Below are 23,810 nucleotides of genomic sequence, written 5' to 3'. Positions count from 1 at the left end.
GGCACAAGTTTGTAGGCCTGATAAGACGCGTCAGCGTCGCATCAGGCAATAGTGCTCAGGTGCCGGATGCGGCGTGAACGCCTTGTCCGGTTTACTGGACAAAGCACTGTGCACAAGTGCAACAATCAACTCCATTTGCGCCATTCCTCCCCGCGCGCTAGCATGATATTTCACAAAGGGAGGTCGTATGGATCTGTTGTACCGGGTAAAAACACTTTGGGCTGCGCTGCGCGGTAATCATTACACCTGGCCTGCCATCGATATCTCTCTTTCCGGTAATCGTCATTTTCATCTCATTGGCAGTATTCATATGGGTAGCCACGATATGGCTCCCCTGCCCGCCCGGCTGCTCAAAAAACTCAAACAAGCCGATGCGCTTATCGTCGAGGCGGATGTTTCCACCAGCGATACCCCATTTGCCAATCTCCCTTCCTGCGAGGCGCTGGAAGAGCGTATCAGCGAAGAACAGATGCAAAACCTGCAACACATTAGCCAGGAGATGGGCATTTCTCCCTCGCTGTTTTCTACTCAACCGCTGTGGCAAATTGCGATGGTTCTTCAGGCGACACAGGCGCAAAAACTGGGGCTGCGGGCAGAATATGGTATCGATTACCAGTTATTGCAGGTAGCGAAGCAACAACATAAGCCCGTGATTGAACTGGAAGGGGCAGAAAATCAGATTGCCATGTTGCTCCAGCTTCCCGACAACGGACTGGCACTGCTGGACGATACTCTGACCCACTGGCATACCAACGCCCGGTTGTTGCAACAAATGATGAGCTGGTGGCTGAATGCGCCACCGCAAGATAATGAAATAACGCTGCCCAATACATTCAGTCAGTCGCTGTACGATGTGCTGATGCACCAGCGCAATCTTGCCTGGCGGGATAAATTACGCGCTATGCCGCCGGGGCGCTATGTGGTCGCGGTTGGCGCACTGCACTTATATGGAGAAGGGAATTTGCCGCAGATGCTGCGCTAAAAAAATGGCCAATATCGCTATTGGCCCGTCAAAGAGGAATTTCATATTTTTATTATTATGCCGTCACTTTAAGCGACGGTGTAAGTCGATTGTCGCTCAATCTCACCATCCTGCCAATACTCTTAGGTAAGATGACTCTTTTTTTTGGGCCGCCATCAGGCGTATGCTTTCTCCGTTTTTTGTTTGAGGCAGGAAAATTACGATGACACCCGCAGTTAAATTACTCGAAAAAAACAAGATTTCTTTCCAGATTCATACCTACGATCACGATCCGGCTGAAACTAATTTTGGCGATGAAGTGGTCAAAAAATTAGGTTTAAATGCGGATCAGGTCTACAAAACGCTGCTTGTCGCGGTGAACGGCGATATGAAACATCTGGCGGTAGCCGTTACGCCAGTCGCAGGTCAACTGGATCTTAAAAAGGTGGCAAAGGCGCTGGGTGCCAAGAAAGTGGAGATGGCCGATCCGATGGTGGCACAACGCACCACGGGGTATCTGGTTGGGGGAATTAGCCCACTGGGGCAGAAAAAACGTCTGCCGACGATCATCGACGCCCCCGCGCAAGAATTTGCCACCATTTATGTTTCTGGTGGTAAACGCGGGTTAGATATCGAACTGGCAGCAGGCGATCTGGCGAAGATCCTCGATGCGAAATTTGCCGATATTGCTCGCCGCGATTAAGCATTGTGCCGGATGCGCACATCCGGCACTTTCAGATTACTGCCAGCTTACCTCACCTTTCGGCTCATATGCGCTCGCATCCAGCGGCGAGTTTTTCTGGATATAGCCTTTCAGCACTTCAGCATCAATAAAGCCGGTATTCCCATAACCCGGTTTGTTATCAAGGCGCGGATAACCATCACCACCGGTGGCATTGAAGTTTAATGTCGCCATGCGGTAAGTTTTCGCCGGATCGATTGCTTCGCCTTTGATTTTCAGGTCGTTCAGTTTGCCGTCTTTCGCCACAAAGCTGACGTTGGCAAATTGCGGATAGGCACCGGAATCCGGCTTCATTTGCGCGACGGCGGTCAGGTAATCAATCACCTCTTTACCCGTCATATCCACATACACCACCACATTGCCGAACGGCTGCACTTTCAGCACGTTTTTGTAGCTGATATTACCAGCCTCAATGGAGTCGCGAACCCCGCCGCCGCTCATCACCGCGAAGTCAGCGCCTGTGCGATCCATTTGTGCCGCCAGAATTAATCGTCCCATATTGGTCTGCACAAAACGGACTTTGCTGCGGTCACCTTCCAGGCGACCATTGGTTTCGCCAATTTTCACTTCCAGTTGCGCTTTGCCTTTGTTCTGGAACGGCGATAACAGTGAGATCATTTGCTGGTTCTCAGCGATTTCCGGGGTGTAAAGCACACGTTCACTTTTCCCGTCTTCCCAGGTCACTTTCTTCTTCAGATTCACCGGAATCAACTGGTAGTTGACCATTTTCATTTCGCCATTGCGGAACTCAAAATCAGCCCGCCCCACGTATTTCCCCCACTCATGCGCCTGCACAATCCAGATGCCGTTTTGTTGATCCGGTTTACAAGGCGTACCAGGAACATAATCGACCTGTTTTTTATTTTCCGCCGCCATACAGACCGGATCTTGCGAGTGACCACCGACGATCATCGCCAGCGATCCGGCAGGCAGGCTGCGCGCCATCTCTACATCGCCCGGAGCATTTGAACCGTGCTCACCATTGTCGTAATGCCCCATATGCGTGGCGGCGATAATAATGTCCGGCTTCTCTGTCTGTTGCAGTTCCTGAATCACCAGCTTCGCTTCGTCGGCAGGTTTACGAAACTCAATGTCAGTGAAATATTCCGGGTTACCAATTTTCGCCGTGTCATCGGTCGTCAGACCAATAACCGCGATTTTCAGATCCTGACGCTTAAACAACGCCCAGGGTTTAAACAGGCGCTCGCCGGTACTTTTTTGATAGATATTGGCGGACAGCAACGGGAACTTAGCCCACTTTTCCTGCTGACGTAATACGGCGAGCGGGTTATCAAATTCATGATTACCGATCGCCATCGCGTCATAACCCACCAGATTCATGCCGCGAAAATCAGGTTCAGCATCCTGTAAGTCGGATTCCGGTACACCGGTGTTAATGTCGCCACCAGAAAGTAACAGCACGCTACCACCTTCAGCAGCGACTTCTTTGCGGATACCATCCACCAGCGTTTTTTGCGCCGCCAGACCATATTCGCCATATTCATTACGCCAGAAATGACCGTGGTGATCGTTGGTATGAAGCACCGTAATTTTGTAGGTTTTATCCTGCTCATAAGCCTGGGCGGTTTCACTCGCCAGTGTAAATGCGGCTAATAATGCTAATGCCACACCCCGCTGCAAAAACTTCATATTTCTCTCTCCCTGACCAGATATCAACGTGTTAAAAATTAGTATGACGCGACATAATAGACAAATCTGTGTGTGGTGATGGTAAATCTACATACAAAAATGGAAATTCTGTATTAAGCATTGAGACTTCCTTAAGACAGCGCATGCAGGTATGTTAGTCAGGTAATAATCACAAATAAGATAATTCTTTACATCGCAACCCTGAAAAAGTGACTTTCCTATGGCAATGAGTGAACAAACCCAGCCTGTGGCGGGCGCGGCTGCGTCAACCACTAAGGCACGCACATCGTTTGGTATTTTAGGCGCAATCAGCCTCTCGCATCTGCTGAACGACATGATCCAATCGCTAATTCTGGCGATTTATCCTCTGCTCCAGTCTGAATTTTCTCTGACATTTATGCAGATTGGCATGATTACCCTGACGTTCCAGCTCGCTTCCTCTCTGCTGCAACCGGTGGTCGGCTACTGGACCGATAAATACCCGATGCCGTGGTCGCTGCCGATTGGCATGTGCTTTACCCTGAGCGGCCTGGTGCTTCTGGCGCTGGCGGACAGTTTTGGTGCGGTTCTGCTGGCGGCGGCGCTGGTCGGTACAGGTTCATCGGTCTTTCACCCGGAATCTTCCCGCGTGGCGCGTATGGCGTCTGGGGGGCGTCATGGCCTGGCACAATCTATCTTCCAGGTAGGCGGTAACTTTGGTAGTTCGTTGGGGCCATTGCTGGCGGCGGTGATCATCGCACCTTACGGCAAAGGCAACGTCGCATGGTTTGTACTGGCAGCACTGCTGGCTATCGTAGTACTGGCGCAAATCAGCCGCTGGTACGCCGCGCAACACCAAATGAGTAAAAGCAAACCGAAAGAAGTGATTGTTAACCCGCTGCCACGCGACAAAGTGGTACTGGCAGTCAGCATCTTGTTAATCCTGATTTTCTCGAAATATTTCTATATGGCGAGCATCAGCAGCTATTACACCTTTTATTTGATGCAAAAGTTCGGTTTATCTATCCAGAATGCCCAACTTCATCTGTTTGCCTTCCTGTTTGCCGTCGCGGCGGGAACCGTCATTGGCGGGCCTGTGGGGGACAGAATTGGTAGAAAATATGTAATTTGGGGTTCTATCCTCGGCGTTGCGCCGTTTACCTTGATTTTACCTTACGCCAGCCTGTACTGGACGGGTATTTTAACGGTGATTATTGGATTTATCCTCGCCTCGGCGTTTTCCGCCATTCTGGTCTACGCCCAGGAGCTACTTCCGGGGCGTATCGGCATGGTTTCTGGACTCTTTTTCGGTTTTGCTTTCGGGATGGGAGGCCTTGGCGCAGCGGTTCTGGGGCTTCTCGCTGACCATACCAGCATCGAGTTAGTTTATAAAATCTGTGCTTTCCTGCCGCTTCTGGGAATGTTGACCATATTCTTACCTGATAATCGGCATAAATCCTGAATTCCCGGCAGCCAAAGGTAAACTTTGGCTGCTTCATTTTGCAGTAGCCATAAGCCTTTCCTCTTCATACACCTCATCACTTTTCCGATCCGTGCTTTTTTTGCGGCTAATTCCATTTTTCTGCAAAATTCAACAATTATTCATAAACATCATCAATGAAATTGTCATAAACTATTACCTGTAATTTTGGTTTTCCCGGCCAAAATATGGACAACTACCACCAGGAAAAGGAGACGGAATGCATCACGCCACCCCGCTTATCACCACAATTGTTGGCGGCCTTGTGCTTGCCTTTATCCTCGGCATGCTGGCCAATAAACTGCGTATTTCTCCTCTGGTGGGATATCTGTTAGCGGGTGTGCTGGCTGGCCCCTTTACCCCAGGTTTTGTTGCTGATACTAAACTGGCACCGGAACTGGCGGAGCTGGGCGTTATTCTGCTGATGTTCGGCGTCGGCCTGCATTTTTCGCTAAAGGATTTAATGGCGGTAAAGTCGATCGCCATTCCCGGCGCGATTGCCCAGATAGCCGTGGCGACGTTGCTGGGCATGGCTCTCTCTGCCGTGATCGGCTGGTCGTTGATGACCGGCATCGTGTTCGGCCTGTGCCTTTCCACCGCCAGTACCGTGGTACTGCTACGCGCGCTTGAAGAACGGCAATTGATAGACAGTCAGCGCGGGCAAATCGCCATTGGCTGGCTGATTGTGGAAGATTTGGTGATGGTTCTTACGCTGGTATTGTTGCCGGCGGTAGCGGGGATGATGGAACAAGGCGATGTTGGCTTTGCCACGCTGGCGGTTGATATGGGGATCACCATCGGCAAGGTGGTCGCATTTATCGCCATTATGATGCTGGTGGGTCGCCGTCTGGTGCCGTGGATTATGGCGCGGAGCGCAGCAACCGGTTCGCGTGAATTGTTTACCTTATCGGTGCTGGCGCTGGCATTAGGCATTGCTTTTGGTGCAGTAGAACTGTTTGACGTCTCCTTCGCGCTGGGCGCATTCTTTGCCGGAATGGTGCTTAACGAATCCGAACTTAGTCACCGCGCAGCGCATGATACGCTGCCGTTGCGCGATGCGTTTGCGGTGCTGTTCTTTGTCTCTGTAGGCATGTTGTTTGATCCACTGATCCTGATTCAGCAACCGCTGGCGGTGCTGGCTACGCTGGCGATTATTCTGTTTGGTAAATCAGTGGCAGCGCTTTTCCTGGTTCGTCTGTTTGGTCACTCCCAGCGTACAGCGTTAACCATTGCCGCCAGCCTGGCGCAGATTGGTGAGTTCGCCTTTATCCTGGCAGGTCTGGGGATGGCGCTGAATCTGCTGCCGCAGGCAGGGCAAAACCTGGTGCTGGCAGGCGCGATCCTGTCGATTATGCTCAACCCGGTGCTGTTCGCGCTGCTGGAGAAATATCTGGCGAAGACCGAAACACTGGAAGAGCAGACGCTGGAAGAGGCTATCGAAGAAGAGAAACAGATCCCGGTGGATATTTGCAACCACGCGATACTGGTGGGCTATGGTCGCGTGGGCAGCCTGCTGGGGGAAAAATTGCTCGCGTCTGATATTCCGTTAGTGGTGATTGAAACATCACGAACCCGTGTTGATGAGTTGCGTGAACGCGGGGTTCGCGCAGTATTAGGCAACGCTGCTAACGAAGAGATAATGCACCTGGCGCATCTGAAATGCGCGAAATGGCTGATTCTGACCATTCCCAACGGTTACGAAGCCGGTGAGATTGTGGCCTCTGCTCGCACCCAAAACCCAGATATTGAGATTATCGCCCGTGCCCATTATGACGATGAGGTGGCGTATATCTCCGAACGTGGAGCAAATCAGGTGGTGATGGGTGAACGCGAAATTGCCCGTACTATGCTGGAACTGCTGGAAGCGCCACCGGCTGGTGAGGTGGTGACGGGGTAATATATTGACATCATTGCCGGATGCGATGCTAACGCATCTTATCCGGCCTACGCGTGCCATCTTCCGTAGGTTGGATAAGGCGTTTACGCCGCATCCGACAGTCATCAGTTCGCTGGTTTAACGATCCCAGTAAGACTCTTCCAGACTGTCTTCACGCTCCGGCAGCCCGCGTGTTAAGCGTGGTGAATGCTGGTTCAAAACCTGATAACTGACGCGGTTAGCGTATTTACACACCTGCGCTAACGACGAATAGGTTAACCAGGTGAATTTATGCTTACTGGAATTTGGCACGTTGGTGCGGTGATAACTATTGGCGGTAATGTCATGCAACAACGCTGCCAGCGCCCCATCTCCGGCTCCGTTGGTGTTCATGATTTTTTCCGGCCCGCCCATATATGGTGCAATGTGCGAATAGACACGCAACGGATTCTGGCAATCTTTGTGCCGCATGGCGCGGCTAAACTCATACTGGTTAAATTCGGGTATGGCCCCCGGCAATAGCGGATGCTGGGTTTTGCGTTTCGCTTCGTCTTCAGTAAAGCCCGCCATATATAAACCAATTGGCCCCGCGGTGCACAGCACCAGATCTACCCAGTCCAGTGCCTTATCAGATGCCAGCAGCGGATCGCTCTCTCCGGTCAACGCTTCCGCTTCCTCTTCGTTCATCGCCAGAATAGAAACGTGTTCTTTGAGGAACGCCTGCCACCACTGTGGGTTCTCCGCAATAACAAATTTGGTTCCCAGCGTCAGCACCACCGGCACGTTGTATTTTTTGGCATATTCAATGGCTTTCATGGTCGCTTCCGGCATCGGTTCACCCGGCTTGCAGCGCACCAGATAGGACGTTAATACCAGCGCCGACGCTCCGGCAATGACATCTTCCGGAATACTTTCCGCACGTAGCTGGTTCATATGACCCGGGCTGATAGCAAAGGTACGTTCGCCAGACTCACCAATCAGCGTAAAGCAACGACCAATCGGGCCGTCCACCCCTTGCAGATAGTTAAGATCGGTTCGACTGGAGGTGTTACACAAGTAACGGTAGGCGTAGCTGCCAATTTCAATATTGCTGCACATTACGCCCAGCAGCACCGAACGGTCATCCGCCAGCACGGAGTAATTGTGCATGGTGTTACCAATGGTGCCACCCGCGAACTGATGGGTTATCAGGTTGTTCTGTTTCAGTTCCTGATAAAGTACTTCGGCAACATCATCTTCAATCACCAGTGAATGCCCGGCACTTAATCCATAACGCTCAATGAACTCATCATCCACTTTCGCTTCAATATCCACCAGCGTCTGGTCGATACCCACCACCCAGGCGGCGCTGGTTTCGTTTTCTGGTTGGATTTGCTGCAACAGCGGATCGCGTGCGTTTACAGGGAAGTAATGTTTGGATTTACGTTTACCGGGAAATTTCATGGTTGTTTTTACGGGTGGTTAACTGAGCGGCGAATGTTAACACAATCATGCCTGAACGCGCGAGACGCAGGCAGTTTCAATATCAGCAGGTGAGATCGCATTTTCATGGCAGTGGTTCCTTACAATGGCGTTATTTGAAAGGAGTTTTTTAATGAAGACGGAAAACAAATTATCCGTGCTGGAACTTATTTCTCCTGAAATGAAGGCCGTTGTTAATACTCTTCAGCCCGATTTACCGCCCTGGCCCGCAGCGGGAACGATTACTGAGCAACGGCAGCATTACACACTTGAGCGTCGATTCTGGAATGCTGACGCTCCAGAAATGGCAACCAGAGCTTACGCAGTCCCTACGCCTTATGGCCAGGTGGAAACACGGCTCTACTCGCCGGACACAGACAGCACCGCGACGCTGTTTTATCTGCATGGCGGCGGTTTTATTCTCGGCAATCTCGATACCCACGATCGCATTATGCGGCTGCTGGCGAACTACACTCAGTGTACGGTGGTTGGTATCAATTACACCCTTTCACCAGAAGCGCGTTTTCCGCAAGCAATAGAGGAAATCGTGGCGTCCTGTTGTCACTTCCACCGACAGGCAAGCGATTATCAAATCAATATGTCACGCATAGGTTTTGCCGGTGATTCCGCGGGCGCGATGCTGGCGCTCGCCAGTGCTTTATGGCTACGAGATAAGCAGATTGATTGCGGTAAAGTTGTTGGGGTTTTGCTGTGGTATGGGCTTTACGGATTACGAGATTCCGTAACTCGCCGCCTGTTGGGCGGTGACTGGGATGGTTTAACGCAACAGGATTTGCTGATGTATGAAGAGGCCTATTTAGGTAACAAAGCAGACCGCGAGTCGCCATATTACTGCCTGTTTAATAATGATCTCACTCGCGATATGCCGCCCTGCTTTATCGCGGGTGCAGAGTTTGATCCGCTGCTGGATGACAGTCGCCTGCTTTACCAGACGTTAGCGGCACACCAGCAACCTTGTGAGTTCAAACTCTACTCCGGTACGCTACACGCCTTTTTGCATTATTCACGGATGATGAAAACCGCCGACGATGCTCTACGCGACGGCGCTCGATTCTTTAGCAATAGGTTGCAACCAGATTAGCCATCATTTCGATATGTTCCGGTGTAGCATTAAGCGCCGGAATATATTCATATTTTTTACCGCCCGCACCGAGGAAGACTTCACGGTTTTGCTCAGCAATCTCTTCCAGCGTCTCCAGACAATCCGCAGCAAAGCCCGGACACATCACCTGAATATGACCTACACCTTTTTCTCCGAGCATTTTCAGCGTTTCATCGGTATAAGGCATTAGCCAGGGTTCGCGACCAAAGCGTGACTGAAAGGTCATCATCACTTTTTCCGGTGCCATTCCCAGTGCTGAAGCCAGTTCACGGGTCGTTGTCCGGCAACGTTGCGGGTAGTCATCGCCTTCATCCGCATAACGCTGCGGAATGCCGTGATAGGAGAGCAATAGCAGATCCGGCTCGCCATGTTGCGCGAATGATGCACGAACGCTATTCGCTAAAGCATTAATATAAGAGGGGTCGTCGGCATAATCGCGAATAAACGAAATGCCCGGAATACTGCGTTTACGCGCCAGAATGCGCGCCAGTTCATCCCATACCGCGCCGACCGTAGAACAGGAGTATTGCGGGTAGAGCGGCAGCACCACGATATGATCGACATGCTCCGCCAGCAGTTCATCCACCGCGCTTTCCAGTGATGGCGAACCATAGCTCATTCCCAGTGCCACCGGTATTTCCGGTAAGCGTTGTGCCAGCGCCTGCTGTTGCTGACGGCTGTAAACCATTAGCGGCGAGCCACCTTCCATCCAGACAGAAGCGTACAGTTTCGCCACGCGCGGCGAACGCAGCGGTAATATCACGCCGCGCAGCAATGGCCACCACAACAGCCGTGAGGTATCAACTACGCGTTTGTCGCTTAAAAATTGTTTCAGGTAACGTTTTACCGCTTCAGGAGTGGGGGCATCGGGTGTCCCCAGGTTTGCCAGCAGGATACCGGTTTTTGTCTGACGCATTACCGCCTCTTATCGATTCAACTTGTTGATAATTGTAGCGGAAAAGTGAGGAATAAGAACTAATTGCTGTGAGAGGTATTGCCTGAGGAGGATAAGCAGACCTGCCCGAAAGTAGATCTGCTGACATGTACCATGCCTGATGCGGCGTGAACGCCTTATCAGGCAGAGTGCAAATCAATGGTGACTTAGATTAGCCGAGGATTTTTTCCAGAGCCGCGCGAACTTCAGCAACCGGTTTGGTGCCGTCAACTTTCGCGTATTTGGTGTTGCCCGCTTCTGCTTCTTTGGAGTAGTAGCCGATCAGCGGTGCAGTCATCTGATGGTATTCAACCAGACGTTTACGCACGGTTTCTTCCTGATCGTCTTTACGGGTGGTCAGCTCTTCACCGGTAACGTCGTCTTTGCCTTCTACTTTCGGCGGATTGAATTTAACGTGATAAACACGGCCAGACGGCGCGTGAACGCGGCGACCTACGATACGATCAACGATCAGTTCGTCCGGTACGTCAAATTCCAGAACGTAATCAACATTGATACCCGCTTCTTTCATCGCATCTGCCTGCGGAATGGTACGCGGGAAGCCGTCCAACAGGAAACCGTTACGGCAGTCTTCCTGAGCAATGCGCTCTTTAACCAGCGCGATCACCAGTTCGTCGGTGACCAGTTTGCCAGCGTCCATAATGTCTTTTGCTTGTTTACCCAGCTCGGAGCCAGATTTGACCGCGGCACGCAGCATATCGCCAGTGGAGATTTGCGGAATACCATATTTCTCCATGATGAACTGAGCCTGAGTCCCTTTCCCCGCGCCCGGAGCGCCAAGCAGAATGATACGCATTGCGAAAATCCCCTTAAAATGTGTCGAATTTTTTGAAAAAGCGATAAACGATACCACCAACAGGCGATTGCCTCAAGAAAGGCACCTTGGGCTGAAACGGTTAAGGGGGGGATAATTTAAGGAAAGGTGATAAAAAATGCCGGATGACGTTAAGGTCATCCGGCATCGTATTCAACGTTCAGGCCGGAGAAACGCAATCGCGTTACATCCGGTATTACATCAGGAAACCAGAAGCTGGTTCATACGACGAATAAACAGGTTCGGATCTTCCAGCGTACCGCGTTCTGCCAGCAGCGCCTGATCCAGCAGCAGTTCTACCCATTCGCTGAACTTCGCGTCATCTTCAGTATCTGCCGCACGTTTCACCAGCACGTGATCCGGGTTCAGTTCGAAGATATATTTCACCTCCGGCACTTTCTGACCCGCCGCGGCGAACAGTTTCGCCATCTGGGTGCTCATTTCGTCGGCGTCGGTCGAAACGATCGCTGGCGTATCGGTCAGACGGTGAGTCAGACGCACATCTTTCACACGATCGCCCAGTAGTGCTTTCACACGATCGATAAACGGCGTCAGCGCTTTTTCTGCTTCTTTCGTGCTTTCATCGACTTCGTCAGCCAATTTTTCCAGCGACTCATCAACTTTAGACACAGACTGGAACGGTTTACCGTCGAACTCAGTCAGATAGTTCATCATCCACTCATCGATGCGGTCGGAAAGCAGCAGGACTTCGATGCCTTTCTTACGCAGCAATTCCAGATGCGGGCTGCTTTTCGCTGCCGCATAGCTGTCTGCGGTGATGTAGTAGATTTTCTCCTGCCCTTCTTTCATGCGGGAAACATAGTCTTCCAGAGACACGGTCTGCGCAGAAGAGTCGGTATGGGTAGAAGCAAAACGCAGCAGTTTGGCAATCGCTTCCTGGTTGGCGAAATCTTCTGCCGGACCTTCTTTCAGCACCAGGCCAAACTGCTGCCAGAAGGTCTGGTATTTTTCCGCATCGTCTTTCGCCAGTTTTTCCAGCATTTGCAGAACGCGTTTGGTCAGCGCATTGCGCAGGTTACGCGTTACCGTGCTGTCCTGAAGGATTTCACGGGAAACGTTCAGCGGCAGATCGCTGGAGTCAATCAGACCACGCACGAAGCGCAGATAGTTCGGCATAAACTGTTCTGCGTCGTCCATGATGAACACGCGTTGTACGTACAGTTTCAGGCCATGTTTGTGATCGCGGTTCCACATATCCCACGGTGCCTGCGACGGGATGTACAGCAGGCTGGTGTACTCCTGCTTACCTTCGACGCGGTTGTGGCTCCAGGTCAGCGGATCGTTAAAGTCGTGGGCGATATGTTTGTAGAACTCTTTGTACTCTTCGTCAGTGATTTCCGACTTGTTACGCGTCCACAGCGCCTGCGCTTTGTTGATTTTCTCCCAGGAAATAACGGTTTCGCCGTCTTTCTCTTCGCGTTTTTCGATCTCTACCGGCAGCGCGATATGGTCAGAGTATTTGCTGATAATGGAGCGTACGCGCCAGTCATCAAGGAACTCATCTTCACCTTCACGCAGATGCAGGGTGATTTCAGTACCGCGATCTTCTTTGGTGATGTCGGCAACGGTGTATTCACCTTCGCCCGCAGATTCCCAGAACACGCCGTTTTCTGGTTTTTCGCCTGCCGCACGGGTGCGCACGGTCACTTTATCGGCAACGATAAACGCAGAGTAGAAACCAACACCAAACTGGCCGATCAACTGGCTATCTTTTGCCTGGTCGGAACCCAGCGATTCGAGGAATGATTTGGTGCCGGATTTAGCGATAGTACCCAGATGATCGATCACTTCATCACGGGTCATCCCCACGCCGTTATCAGAGATGGTCAGCGTGCGCTTGTCTTTATCGAAAGAGACACGAACGCGCAGTTCGCCATCACCTTCGTACAGATCCGGATTAGAGAGCGCACGGAAACGCAACTTGTCCGCCGCATCGGAGGCGTTAGAGATAAGCTCACGCAGGAAAATTTCTTTATTGGAATAGAGAGAATGGATCATCAGATGCAGAAGCTGCTTCACTTCTGACTGAAAACCACGAGTTTCTTGTCCTTTCATGTAGGTCTACCTCAATAATGCCATTTTTAAGGTTAAAAACGGGATGAGGGAGAGATGGGGACAAGGGGGAATAATTTCAAGCGAGAGCAGGTGATCCTGCTCTCGTTTGCTTAAAAACGAATCTTATGGCGTCCGGCAAGGGAGTGTGACAGCGTGGTGCCATCAACCATTTCCAGTTCGCCGCCAACCGGTACGCCATGCGCAATTCGACTGGCTTCAACGTCATATTGCGCGCAAAGCTCGGCAATATAGTTAGCAGTAGCTTCACCTTCGACCGTCGGGTTAGTTGCGAGGATCACTTCAGTGATTTTTTCCTCTGCCAGACGCTGTTCCAGGCGATCGAGACCGATATCGTCCGGGCCAATGCCATCCAGCGGTGACAAGTGCCCCATCAACACAAAATAGCGGCCTGAAAACTGCCCGGTCTGCTCAATGGCGTAGATGTCCGCCGGACTCTCCACCACGCAGATTTGGCCATTTTCCTGACGACGCGGATTTGAACAGATGTTACACACGTCCTGTTCGGTAAAGGTGCGACAATCGGCGCAGTGACCGATTTCCGACATCGCCCGGGTGAGCGCCTGCGCCAGACGCATCCCGCCGCTACGATCGCGCTGAAGCAGCGTGAACGCCATACGCTGCGCCGACTTCGGGCCAACGCCCGGCAGACAGCGCAGTGCTTCCATAAGCTGTGTTAACAGCGGGCTGGTTTGCATCAGAACGGCATCTTAAAGCCTGGTGGCAACTGCATTCCGGAGGAAACAGAGGCCATTTTTTCTTTCTGAGTTTCTTCGATGCGACGTGCTGCGTCGTTGAATGCCGCAGCTACCAGATCTTCCAACATCTCTTTGTCATCTTCCAGCAAGCTTGGATCGATCTCAACACGACGGCAGTTGTGCGCGCCGTTGATGGTCACTTTCACCAGACCTGCGCCGGATTCACCGGTCACTTCCAGCTTCGCGATTTCTTCCTGCATCTGCTGCATTTTTTCTTGCATCTGCTGGGCCTGCTTCATCAGGTTGCCCAGACCGCCTTTACCAAACATAGGTTTCTCTCTCAATCACGTTAAGGATGACGATCATAAGCTGTGCTTACGATCAAATGGGGCGGATACTTTCTTCATCCAGCTCCGCATCGAAGAATCGACGCAGGGTCTGAATATTATTATCCGCAATAATGGACTCGCGCGCCTGCGCAAGTTTTTCTTCGTATATCGCCTGACGCCACTCCAGCGGCGTGCGCACCGCGGGATTATCATCTTCAACGATAGTCAGTTCAACCGTTGAACCCTTTAATGTGCTCAACGCTTCAGCCAGTTTTTGCTGTGCACCGTTGTTATTCAGATGCCGCTGGGAGGAACGCAAATGCAGACATACCGCGTTGCCGTTCTCCTCTTTCCAGGCATTTAATGCCACCTGTTCGACCAGTTTTGGTAGCGCAAGTTGGCTCACCTGAGCGGCCCACGGATCGCGTTCAATGGCTTCTGCCGCCAGCTTTGCCGCCAGTTCCGGCGTTTTTTCATGCTCCAGCGCCTTTTTCAGCGCCTTCGGTGTGGCGACCACTTCTTTTTGCTGCATCACCGGGGTGGTAGCCTTCCAGCGATACGCTTCTTTTTTGACTGGCGCTTTTTCCAGCGCCGATGGCACCGGACGCGCCTGAACGCGATCGGTGACCGAAGCCAGTCTTTCCAGCGCAGCGTTATTCACCGGCCGCGCGCGGGTAGCGGCTGCCGGTTCACTCTTTTTTGCTTTGGTCGCTCCCTGTGCGCGCTGCAGTTGCTGACGCGCCGCCAGCACCTGGCTGGTGGTTTCTGAGAGCGGTACGGTCGGTGCCTGCTGCGGCGCTGATTGCGGCTGCGGCGGCACTTGCGATGACGTCATTACCGCCGTTGGCGCGACGGACGCAAAGGACTGGCGCGGCGCTTCCGGTTCGGGTAGCGGCATACGCGGATGGAATGCCAGCGCGCGCAGCAACGTCATCTCAACGCCCATGCGGCGGTCCGGCGCATACGGTAATTCTTTGCGACCAATCAACAGCGTCTGATAGTAAAGCTGAATATCCGTCGGCGGTATGGTGCGCGCCAGTTCACGCATCCGCAGTTCGATGGCCGCCATGTCGTTACCCAGCGCGGCAGGCGAAAGCTGGACCATCGCAATGCGGTGCAGCAGGCCGAGCATTTCCACCAGCAACGCTTCCCACTCGATACCACGGGCTGCGGCATCGTTAATCAGCGTCATTACACGCTCGCCGTTGGCCCCAACCATCGCTTCAACCAACGACAGTGCCTGATCGTCATCAAGCGTACCCAGCATCGCACTGACCGCGTGGGTTGAAACCTGACCGTCACCGCTGGCAATCGCCTGGTCGGTCAGACTTAAGGCATCTCGCAAGCTGCCTTCAGCGGCGCGCGCCAGCAATTGCAACGCCCGCGGCTCGTGAGCGATATGTTCTTCGTTGAGGATGTGCTCAAGCTGATGGCGAATTTGCTCGACATCCAGCGCCTTGAGATGAAATTGCAGACAGCGTGACAAAATCGTCACCGGCAATTTCTGCGGATCGGTCGTTGCCAGCAGGAACTTGACGTGCTCCGGTGGCTCTTCAAGGGTTTTTAGCAGTGCGTTAAAGCTGTGGCGCGACAGCATATGCACTTCGTCGATCAGATAAACTTTAAAACGACCACGCGCTGGCGCGTACTGGACGTTATCCAGCAGGTCGCGGGTATCTTCGACTTTGGTGCGCGAGGCGGCATCGATCTCAATCAGATCGACAAAGCGCCCCTGCTCGATTTCACGGCAGTTATCGCATACGCCGCACGGCGTTGCGGTAATGCCGGTTTCGCAGTTTAGCCCCTTCGCCAGCAGTCGGGCGATAGAGGTTTTTCCGACGCCACGGGTGCCGGAAAAAAGATAAGCATGATGAATACGCCCTAACGACAAGCCGTTCGCCAGTGCGGTCAGCACATGTTCCTGGCCGACGACGTCAGCAAAGGTTTGTGGGCGCCATTTTCGGGCTAAGACCTGATAACTCATTGGCAGGCTCTGAAACGCTGGAAGGTGGATTCACGAAGGGGTAATGCTAACACAGCCCCGTCAGAACGGCGAGGCTGAATGTACATCTTGTACTGCCCACGACGCGGGCTGGCAAAAATTAGTGGCCCGGGAACGGGACAAGGCTATAACAGGTGATGCCTTGATTTTCGAGACGCTGTTCACCGCCGAGATCGAACAGATTAATGATGAACGCAGCGTCGGTGACTTCGCCACCCAGACGACGGATCAGCTTCACGGTCGCCTCAATGGTGCCGCCAGTTGCCAGCAAATCGTCTACGACCAACACTTTGTCGCCTGGTTTAATGGCATCAACATGGATTTCCAGTTTATCGGTGCCATATTCCAGTTCGTAAGTTTCACTGATGGTTTCGCGCGGCAATTTGCCCGGTTTACGTACCGGTACAAAACCTACGCCCAGGCCCAATGCTACCGGAGCACCAAACAAGAAGCCACGTGCTTCGGTGCCCACAACTTTGGTAATACCCGCATTTTTGTAACGCTCAACCAGCAGGTCGATGCTGAGAGCGTAAGCTTTCGGGTCTTCCAGTAAGCTGGTGACATCACGGAACAGAATGCCGGGTTTTGGGTAGTCCTGAATGCTTTTGATGCTATTTTTGAGATACTCAAGCTGCTGTGCAGTCGCGGTCATAAGTGTATGCCTGCTTGTTACGGTGGTACTCACGGCGCGTTTTAAACGTATCAAAAGTAACTTTTGTTTAACCTTTGACCGCCTGCGCCTGTGCTCGAAAACGCCAGAATGTACTGGCTGTGGGCGATAATTGCAACAGCGATTGTTGTGCTTCGCCGTTTTTATTGCTTTTCATCAATCACCGGGATTCGCCACATAAAAATCAACAAACAACCGAGGATGATCAATAGCAGGATGCGTACCCACATCATATGTACAAACCACAACGAAATCGCAAAGGTTACGAGGATCAGTAAAATCGCTCTGGGCTTTGCACCGCGTGGCATTGCATGATATTTCTGCCAGAAGCGTAAATAGCTACCAAACCATGAGCGGTACAGCAACCAGGCGTGAAAGCGCGGGGAAGAACGAGCAAAACACCAGGCAGCCAGCAGGATAAACGGCGTCGTCGGTAATACCGGTAATACCACGCCCAGCGTACCCAGCACTACCGCCAGCCAGCCAATGATGATTAAAATGATTCGTTGCATATTAAGTGTTGTCAGCTTACAGAGTGGCTACTTTAGCATAACAATTATCATTTTCATTGAGGTCTTATCGTGAAAACTACCCTGCTGCTGGAAAAATTGGAAGGTCAGCTCGCCATGCTGCGCCAGCGTTGTGCCCCGGTGGCGCAGTTTGGCACGCTAAGCGCCCGTTTCGACCGGCATCTTTTTCAGACTCGCGCGACGACGTTACAGGCGTGTCTGGCTGAGGCTGGGGACAACCTGACCGCGCTTCATCACGCGGTCGAACGGCAACAACTGCCACAAGTGGCCTGGCTGGCGGAACATCTGGCAGCTCAACTGGAAGCAATTGCCCGTGAAGCGGCGTCCTGGTCGCTGCGCGAATGGGACAGCGCGCCGCCGAAAATCGCCCGCTGGCAGCGTAAACGCATTCAGCATCAGGAGTTTGAGCGGCGGCTACGTGAGATGGTTGCCGAGCGTAAAGCACGTCTGGCACAGGCGACCGATTTAGTCGAGCAGCAGACGCTGCATCGTGAGGTTGAAGCCTATGAAGCACGCCTGGTTCGGTGCCGCCATGCGCTGGAAAAAATCGAAAACAGGTTAGCGCGTTTAACTCGCTAACAATGGAGAAAATATGTCACTGGAAAATGCCCCTGACGATGTGAAACTGGCCGTCGATTTGATTGTGCTGTTGGAAGAAAATCAGATCCCAGCCCGCACCGTGCTGCGCGCACTGGATATTGTAAAACGCGATTATGAAAAGAAATTAACGCACGATGATGAGGCGAAAAGTGATAAATAAATGGGGCCGCTAAATGTCCCCGCAGATTGCTGGTAAACGCAAAACTGCCTGATGCGCTACGCTTATCAGGCCTACACCGCTCCTGCAATATAATGAATTTTCGCGGTTTTGTAGGCCGGATAAGGCGGTCACTCCGCATCCGGCATGAGCAACGCGCACTTTGTCAGTAATCTCGGGGCAACTCAATGCTGCCCCTTTTGTTATTACCCTACCGCAGGCGTCGGATCATCGCCTTTGTAGTCGCGCTTCACTTCAGTCACTTCATCGCCCTTCTCGTTGTGCAGATGCACTTCAAGCTGGTTAAAGGCAATGTTGATGTCGTTTTCGCGGCACAACTGATCAATGGTGCGGTTCAGTTCATCGACAGTGCGGCTGCGGTCACGCAGTTCACGAACATACAAACGCAGCTCATGATCCAGCGTGCTGGCACCAAACGCAGTGAAGAAGACTTCCGGCATGGGTTCGTGCATCACCCTTGGATGCTCCGCCGCCGCCTGAAGCAGTACTCTGCGTACTTTTTCCAGATCAGAACCGTAAGCCACACCGAGGCGGATCACCAGACGGGTGGTGGTGTCGGTTAACGACCAGTTGATCAGACGCTCGGTAACAAACGCTTTGTTCGGGATAATCACTTCTTTGCGATCGAAATCTGTAATGGTGGTAGCACGAATACGGATCTTACTGACCGTCCCGGAGAAAGTGCCGATGGTTACTGTGTCGCCAATGCGCACCGGACGTTCGAACAGGATGATCAAACCCGAGACGAAGTTACCGAAGATCTCTTGTAAACCAAAACCCAGACCTACCGATAATGCCGCCGCCAGCCACTGGAGTTTATCCCACGATACGCCAAGCGACCCAAACACGGTCATCGCGCCAACGGCTATGATGATGTAGTTAAGGATGGTAGTAATGGCATACGACGCGCCCTGACGCATATTCAGCCGCGACAGCACCAGCACTTCCAGCAAACCTGGCAGGTTGCGGATCAGCGCCCAGGCCACCATTGAGGCGATAATCGCAAACAGCAGGCTGCCCATCGTCACATTTTTCACCACCGCAGCCCCGGCTTCAGTGCCGTTGTAATGCCACAGGGTGATGCTGTCGAGATAGCTGAATACGGTGATTAAATCGGACCAAATCGCCCAGAACATCAAACCAAACAGCGCAAACATCAGCAACATCGTAATACGCAACGTCTGCTGGTTGACTTGCTCCAGCGCGATGGTTGGCTCTTCCGGCGGCTCGGCACCTTCGGCCCCTTCTTTCACCAGATTCTGCCGACGCGCCAGCGCACGACGCCAGGCGATACGCCGTGCCGCCACGCTTAACCCACGCAGCACTGTCTGGTACAGCAAGTTCCAGACGATTACCAGATACACCGTTTCAATCCAACGCCCGGAGAGGCGCAGCGTAGTGTAGAAATAGCCTGTTGCAGTCAGCACCATCAGCGCAATCGGGATGATCGACAGCACGGTAATGGTGACCAGACGCATGGTGTGGGATTCTTTATCACGCCAGCTTTCACGGCACATTGGCCATACCAGGAAGGCGATCAGCAGCAGGTTAAAGAAAATCATCGCCTGCCCCAGCACATCATCCATCAAATGCAGCGGGGAGAGTTCTGCTACCACAGACCAGAAATGGATTGGCAACAACGCGAGGCTGATGCGAACAATCTGCCGACGCCAGTGGCTGGTCTGTTGCTCTGGCATACCAAAGTGACGAACCGCAACGCCGTTTTTCTCCAGCACTTTCCAGCACAGGCCAAACACCAGCCAGAAAATCGCCAGTTTTTTGCTGAACGCCCACAGTAATTCACTGATGTTGAGCTGCATGGTCAGCAGAATCAGACCAACGGCGAGAATAATCAGACACACCGGCAGCGCGCGAATCAGGTCGATAAGAATCGCTTTTGGTGTGTTGAGCTGGCTATCGTTACGCAGGGAACCTACGGCGGAAGCCAGTTTTTGCTGATACGCTTTCAGCCAACCCAGACGCCAGTGGATCAGCCCGGCAATTAACAGCAGCGGTAAACCGGCAAGGAAAGCGATAAATACGGCGGGCCAGGCTTTTTCCCAGTTCACCGTAATTTTCATCGACTTGAATTCATCCTGCAACGTTTGCGGGAACGCCTTAATCCAGTCCCAGTCCATCGGACGGTTACTGTTCACCCAGAAAATTTGCTGGGTCAGGATAGATTTCAGGTTTTTCGACACGCTCATTAACTGCTGCTGGTTGATTTGCAGGTTAATGGCCATCATCAGTTGGTTACCCAACTGTTTGTTTAGCTGATCCAGCAGTTCACGACGCATATCTACCACTTGCAACAGTGCGTCACGGACTTCATCGTTGACTTCGTTAGCATGGCCCTCTTCCAGTTTGGCCACATAAGCATCGCTCTGGAACAGTGCATCACGTTGCTGGTTGACTTCGAACTGTTCGAGACGCAAATCCGCGATGCGGTTGGTCATGTTTTCCAGTTCATCCGCCGACGGCAGCGTTTGTTGTTGTTGGTAAAGAATACGGGACAACAGCAGGCTGCCCTTCAGGACAGAAATCTGCTCTTTAATATTGCGTTCCGATTGCAGCGCCCGCTCCAGCCAGTTTTTAACTTTGATGTTTTGCTGCATCAACTGATTGCCGTTTTCTGTGGCGCTAATCAGACGCTGACTTAATTGCTGGTTAATTTCCAGTTCCTGCTTCACCAGCGGGTTAGCCTGAATACGCGCAGCTTCGTCCGGCGTTGCCGCTTCCTGCGCTGTTTTTTCAGTTAATGTCAGGCGCTTGCTGTTCACCGCCTCCTGCAACAGTTGCAGTTGATGTTCCAGACGCGTGCTGTTCGCCGTCACGTAATCGCGTTGCTTTTGTAGGGTATCCTGTAAGACGGTGTTCCCTTCCAGGCTTTTACGTTGCTGGTCAATCTCGGCATTCAGCAAAACCTGCTGCGCCTGCATCAACACTTTCTGGCTGGGACGTAAAGCCGCCTCACCAACCTCAGTGCCATCCAGACGGCTGCGAATTTGTTGCAACTGCTGCGAGGCGGTATACATCGCATTTTGCACGCGTTCGGGCTGCGTCTGTAATGAAACCAACTGGCTGTTATAAGAAGCCAGATCGTTTTGTGCGTTTTGCAACTCGTCCAGCGCCTGCGAAACGCGAGACTCCAACTGACGTAACGACAGCGTACTCAACGTCTTACGGGTTTCTTCGTCGTTATCCACATCGCCAAGCGCAGTTAACGCAGCAGTCGCCTGGCGCATTTTCTCTGGTGCTTCGGCAACTTTTTGCCGTAATTGCACCGTTTCTTCTTTTACACGCTCGATTTTCTCAAGAGTGGCTAATGTGTCAGTAACATCTTGCTGTACCAGCTTATCCTGGGCAGAAAGATCTTTTTGTTTATTAAGCGAGTCAAGTTGTGCCTGTAGATCCGCTTTCGTCGGTAGATCACCATTCGATGACGCCCGCGCAAAGGCCGTGTTCTGGCATAACAAGACCAAAACAAAAGCAATAAATGCTGAAAAAACAAAATGTCGTGATCGTTTGTAATACTGGAACATAGTCATGATGAGTGAAGGTTTCTGAACCTGAAGAACGACCTGAAATAGTCAAGCGGCTAGAATAGCACGGCGTGGAGAACCAGAATAGCAACAGCGAAAATGTCCAGGATAAATCCTGGAGTCTGATTCAGGATTTTTCGTTGGCGGCAGGTGCACGAAGCGTGGGACAAAGGAGATACATTTCCAGCAATATAGCAACGTAATCGCGGGCTTCTTTTTTGAGATCAAAAGATTGCGGGGCAAACAGCCAATTTTCCATTAAACCGGAAATATAGCCGCGCATAATAATTGCTGCGCGACGCGTCATTAAATCCGCGGGCAGCATTTTCGCTTCAATACAATGTCTTAACGTTTGTTCTATACGGTCATAACTTTCAAGACAGAGATTACGTTGTGCCTGCTGAACGACTGCCATTTCTCCGACAAATTCGCATTTATGGAATATAATCTCCATCAATAAGCGCCGCCGCTCTTCTGTCACCGTCGATTCAAGAACATGAATTAGTATTTCTCTTAACACAGAGAGTGGATCGCCAGGGAATTTTGCCTGATACTCAAGCTCTAGTTCACCAATATTGGATTCTGACAGCTCCCAGATCTCACTGAATAAATCCGACTTATCTTTAAAATGCCAGTAGATTGCACCACGCGTAACGCCTGCTGCTTTTGCAATCTCTCCCAGTGAGGTGGATGATACCCCCTGCTGTGAGAAAAGACGTAGAGCCACATCGAGGATGTGTTGGCGTGTTTCTTGCGCTTCTTGTTTGGTTTTTCGTGCCATATGTTAGTGAATTTACAGGCGTTAGATTTACATACATTTATGAATGTATGTACCATAGCACGACGATAATATAAACGCAGCAATGGGTTTATCGACTTTTGACCATTGACCAATTTGAAATCGGACACTCGAGGTTTACATATGAACAAAAACAGAGGGTTTACGCCTCTGGCGATCGTTCTGATGCTCTCAGGCAGCTTAGCGCTTACAGGATGTGACGACAAACAGGCCCAACAAGGTGGCCAGCAGATGCCCGCCGTTGGGGTAGTAACAGTCAAAACTGAACCTCTGCAGATCACAACCGAGCTTCCGGGCCGCACCAGTGCTTTCCGGATCGCAGAAGTTCGTCCTCAAGTTAGCGGGATCATCCTGAAGCGTAATTTCAAAGAAGGTAGCGACATCGAAGCGGGGGTATCTCTCTATCAGATTGATCCTGCTACCTACCAGGCAGCTTACGATAGTGCAAAAGGCGATCTGGCTAAAGCGCAAGCAGCAGCCAATATCGCGCAGTTGACTGTTAATCGTTACCAGAAGCTGCTGGGTACTCAGTACATCAGTAAGCAGGAGTACGATCAGGCACTGGCAGATGCACAACAGGCAAATGCTGCTGTCACTGCGGCGAAAGCGGCGGTTGAAACCGCACGAATCAATCTGGCTTATACCAAAGTCACCTCTCCGATTACCGGCCGTATTGGTAAATCGAACGTGACGGAAGGCGCATTGGTGCAAAACGGTCAGGCGACTGCGCTGGCAACCGTGCAACAACTTGATCCGATCTACGTTGATGTGACTCAGTCCAGTAACGACTTCCTGCGTCTGAAACAGGAACTCGCTAACGGCACACTGAAGCAAGAGAACGGCAAAGCTAAAGTGTCGCTGATCACCAGTGACGGTATTAAGTTCCCGCAGGATGGTACGCTGGAGTTCTCTGACGTTACCGTCGATCAGACCACCGGATCTATCACGTTACGCGCCATTTTCCCGAACCCGGATCACACCCTGCTGCCGGGTATGTTCGTGCGTGCACGTCTGGAAGAAGGGCTTAATCCAAACGCCATTTTAGTTCCACAACAGGGGGTAACTCGTACACCACGCGGCGAAGCTACCGTACTGGTGGTTGGCGCGGATGACAAAGTGGAAACTCGTCCGATCGTCGCCAGCCAGGCCATTGGCGATAAGTGGCTGGTGACTGAGGGTCTGAAAGCAGGCGAACGCGTAGTAGTAAGTGGGCTGCAGAAAGTGCGTCCTGGTGTCCAGGTGAAAGCACAAGAGATAACCGCTGATAACAACCAGCAAGACGCAAGCGGTGCTCAGCCTGAACAGTCCAAGTCTTAACTTAAACAGG

General features: G+C 51.9%; 20 protein-coding genes and 1 other annotated feature. Of the genes, 8 read left to right on the top strand and 12 right to left on the bottom strand.

All coding sequences use genetic code 11. The features are described from left to right. Positions 1 to 187 precede the first annotated feature (187 nt). Both A31E_RS19760 and ybaK read left to right on the top strand, forming a co-directional pair. Entirely contained in the window at positions 188 to 982 is a 795-nt protein-coding gene (locus A31E_RS19760; RefSeq protein WP_000365166.1) for a TraB/GumN family protein, read from the top strand. Positions 983 to 1,184: 202 nt separating this feature from the next. Beyond that, on the top strand, positions 1,185 to 1,664 hold the full coding sequence (gene ybaK, locus A31E_RS19765) for a Cys-tRNA(Pro)/Cys-tRNA(Cys) deacylase YbaK (RefSeq protein WP_000186624.1): 480 nt from the start codon (positions 1,185 to 1,187) through the stop codon (positions 1,662 to 1,664). A gap of 36 nt (positions 1,665 to 1,700) precedes the next feature. On the opposite strand, the gene ushA is transcribed toward ybaK, so the two are convergent. After that, on the bottom strand, positions 1,701 to 3,353 hold the full coding sequence (gene ushA / locus A31E_RS19770; RefSeq protein ID WP_016248425.1) for a bifunctional UDP-sugar hydrolase/5'-nucleotidase: 1,653 nt from the start codon (positions 3,351 to 3,353) through the stop codon (positions 1,701 to 1,703). A gap of 220 nt (positions 3,354 to 3,573) precedes the next feature. Between ushA and fsr the strand changes: the two genes are divergently transcribed. Beyond that, the gene (fsr, locus tag A31E_RS19775; protein WP_001251628.1) at positions 3,574 to 4,794 is read left to right on the top strand and encodes a fosmidomycin MFS transporter; all 1,221 of its coding nucleotides are present in this window, start codon (positions 3,574 to 3,576) and stop codon (positions 4,792 to 4,794) included. Between the two features lie 238 nt (positions 4,795 to 5,032). Beyond that, positions 5,033 to 6,709, top strand: a complete 1,677-nt coding sequence (ybaL, locus tag A31E_RS19780; RefSeq protein WP_000546244.1) for a YbaL family putative K(+) efflux transporter — start codon at positions 5,033 to 5,035, stop codon at positions 6,707 to 6,709. Positions 6,710 to 6,826: 117 nt separating this feature from the next. Here the strand turns inward: ybaL and gsk are convergent, their stop codons facing one another. After that, on the bottom strand, positions 6,827 to 8,131 hold the full coding sequence (gene gsk / locus A31E_RS19785; protein ID WP_000671588.1) for an inosine/guanosine kinase: 1,305 nt from the start codon (positions 8,129 to 8,131) through the stop codon (positions 6,827 to 6,829). A gap of 151 nt (positions 8,132 to 8,282) precedes the next feature. On the opposite strand from gsk, the gene aes reads away from it, so the two are divergent. Then, positions 8,283 to 9,251, top strand: a complete 969-nt coding sequence (gene aes / locus A31E_RS19790; RefSeq protein WP_016248424.1) for an acetyl esterase — start codon at positions 8,283 to 8,285, stop codon at positions 9,249 to 9,251. Here the strand turns inward: aes and hemH are convergent. The 8 genes from hemH to A31E_RS19830 all read right to left on the bottom strand — a co-directional run bounded on the left by hemH (position 9,226) and on the right by A31E_RS19830 (position 17,346). Further along, the gene (hemH, locus tag A31E_RS19795) at positions 9,226 to 10,188 is read right to left on the bottom strand and encodes a ferrochelatase (protein ID WP_016248423.1); all 963 of its coding nucleotides are present in this window, start codon (positions 10,186 to 10,188) and stop codon (positions 9,226 to 9,228) included. The two genes, aes and hemH, sit on opposite strands and share 26 nt — an antisense overlap. Before the next feature lie 190 nt (positions 10,189 to 10,378). After that, complete coding sequence (gene adk / locus A31E_RS19800) at positions 10,379 to 11,023, bottom strand: adenylate kinase (protein ID WP_001313630.1); 645 nt, start codon at positions 11,021 to 11,023, stop codon at positions 10,379 to 10,381. Positions 11,024 to 11,242: 219 nt separating this feature from the next. Then, positions 11,243 to 13,117, bottom strand: a complete 1,875-nt coding sequence (gene htpG / locus A31E_RS19805; RefSeq protein ID WP_000678206.1) for a molecular chaperone HtpG — start codon at positions 13,115 to 13,117, stop codon at positions 11,243 to 11,245. A gap of 110 nt (positions 13,118 to 13,227) precedes the next feature. Next, a complete protein-coding gene (gene recR / locus A31E_RS19810; RefSeq protein WP_001195021.1) occupies positions 13,228 to 13,833 on the bottom strand; it encodes a recombination mediator RecR in 606 nt (201 codons plus the stop codon). Next, positions 13,833 to 14,162 carry a YbaB/EbfC family nucleoid-associated protein gene (locus A31E_RS19815; RefSeq protein ID WP_001515903.1) on the bottom strand — a complete coding sequence of 110 codons (330 nt, stop codon included), beginning with the start codon at positions 14,160 to 14,162 and terminating at the stop codon, positions 13,833 to 13,835. The genes recR and A31E_RS19815 overlap by 1 nt, the downstream gene beginning before the upstream one ends. A 52-nt stretch (positions 14,163 to 14,214) precedes the next feature. After that, on the bottom strand, positions 14,215 to 16,146 hold the full coding sequence (dnaX, locus tag A31E_RS19820; RefSeq protein ID WP_016248422.1) for a DNA polymerase III subunit gamma/tau: 1,932 nt from the start codon (positions 16,144 to 16,146) through the stop codon (positions 14,215 to 14,217). Then, positions 14,818 to 14,882: a sequence feature (DnaX frameshifting element), on the bottom strand. Its footprint overlaps the gene before it by 65 nt. 118 nt (positions 16,147 to 16,264) lie before the next feature. Continuing rightward, the gene (apt, locus tag A31E_RS19825; protein ID WP_001515901.1) at positions 16,265 to 16,816 is read right to left on the bottom strand and encodes an adenine phosphoribosyltransferase; all 552 of its coding nucleotides are present in this window, start codon (positions 16,814 to 16,816) and stop codon (positions 16,265 to 16,267) included. A 161-nt stretch (positions 16,817 to 16,977) separates the two neighbouring features. After that, on the bottom strand, positions 16,978 to 17,346 hold the full coding sequence (locus tag A31E_RS19830; RefSeq protein WP_001188908.1) for a DUF454 family protein: 369 nt from the start codon (positions 17,344 to 17,346) through the stop codon (positions 16,978 to 16,980). Between the two features lie 69 nt (positions 17,347 to 17,415). On the opposite strand from A31E_RS19830, the gene priC reads away from it, so the two are divergent. Further along, positions 17,416 to 17,943: a primosomal replication protein N'' gene (gene priC, locus A31E_RS19835; RefSeq protein WP_000858960.1), complete on the top strand. Its 528-nt coding sequence runs from the start codon at positions 17,416 to 17,418 to the stop codon at positions 17,941 to 17,943. Between the two features lie 13 nt (positions 17,944 to 17,956). Continuing rightward, positions 17,957 to 18,124 carry a pleiotropic regulatory protein RsmS gene (gene rsmS / locus A31E_RS19840; protein WP_000051145.1) on the top strand — a complete coding sequence of 56 codons (168 nt, stop codon included), beginning with the start codon at positions 17,957 to 17,959 and terminating at the stop codon, positions 18,122 to 18,124. A 203-nt stretch (positions 18,125 to 18,327) separates the two neighbouring features. Here rsmS and mscK read toward each other — a convergent pair whose 3' ends face one another. Both mscK and acrR read right to left on the bottom strand, forming a co-directional pair. Then, positions 18,328 to 21,690, bottom strand: coding sequence for a mechanosensitive channel MscK (mscK, locus tag A31E_RS19845; protein ID WP_000177768.1), 3,363 nt, complete (start codon positions 21,688 to 21,690; stop codon positions 18,328 to 18,330). Between the two features lie 121 nt (positions 21,691 to 21,811). Next, entirely contained in the window at positions 21,812 to 22,465 is a 654-nt protein-coding gene (gene acrR, locus A31E_RS19850; RefSeq protein ID WP_000101742.1) for a multidrug efflux transporter transcriptional repressor AcrR, read from the bottom strand. A gap of 141 nt (positions 22,466 to 22,606) precedes the next feature. Between acrR and acrA the strand changes: the two genes are divergently transcribed. Continuing rightward, positions 22,607 to 23,800 carry a multidrug efflux RND transporter periplasmic adaptor subunit AcrA gene (gene acrA, locus A31E_RS19855; protein ID WP_001515899.1) on the top strand — a complete coding sequence of 398 codons (1,194 nt, stop codon included), beginning with the start codon at positions 22,607 to 22,609 and terminating at the stop codon, positions 23,798 to 23,800. The last annotated feature ends 10 nt before the right edge of the window (positions 23,801 to 23,810 follow it).

The organism is Escherichia sp. KTE159, from assembly GCF_000408805.1.
Taxonomy (GTDB): domain Bacteria; phylum Pseudomonadota; class Gammaproteobacteria; order Enterobacterales; family Enterobacteriaceae; genus Escherichia; species Escherichia marmotae.
Note: the sequence above shows the minus strand (reverse complement) of the source record. Positions and strands in the feature narration are given on the sequence as shown.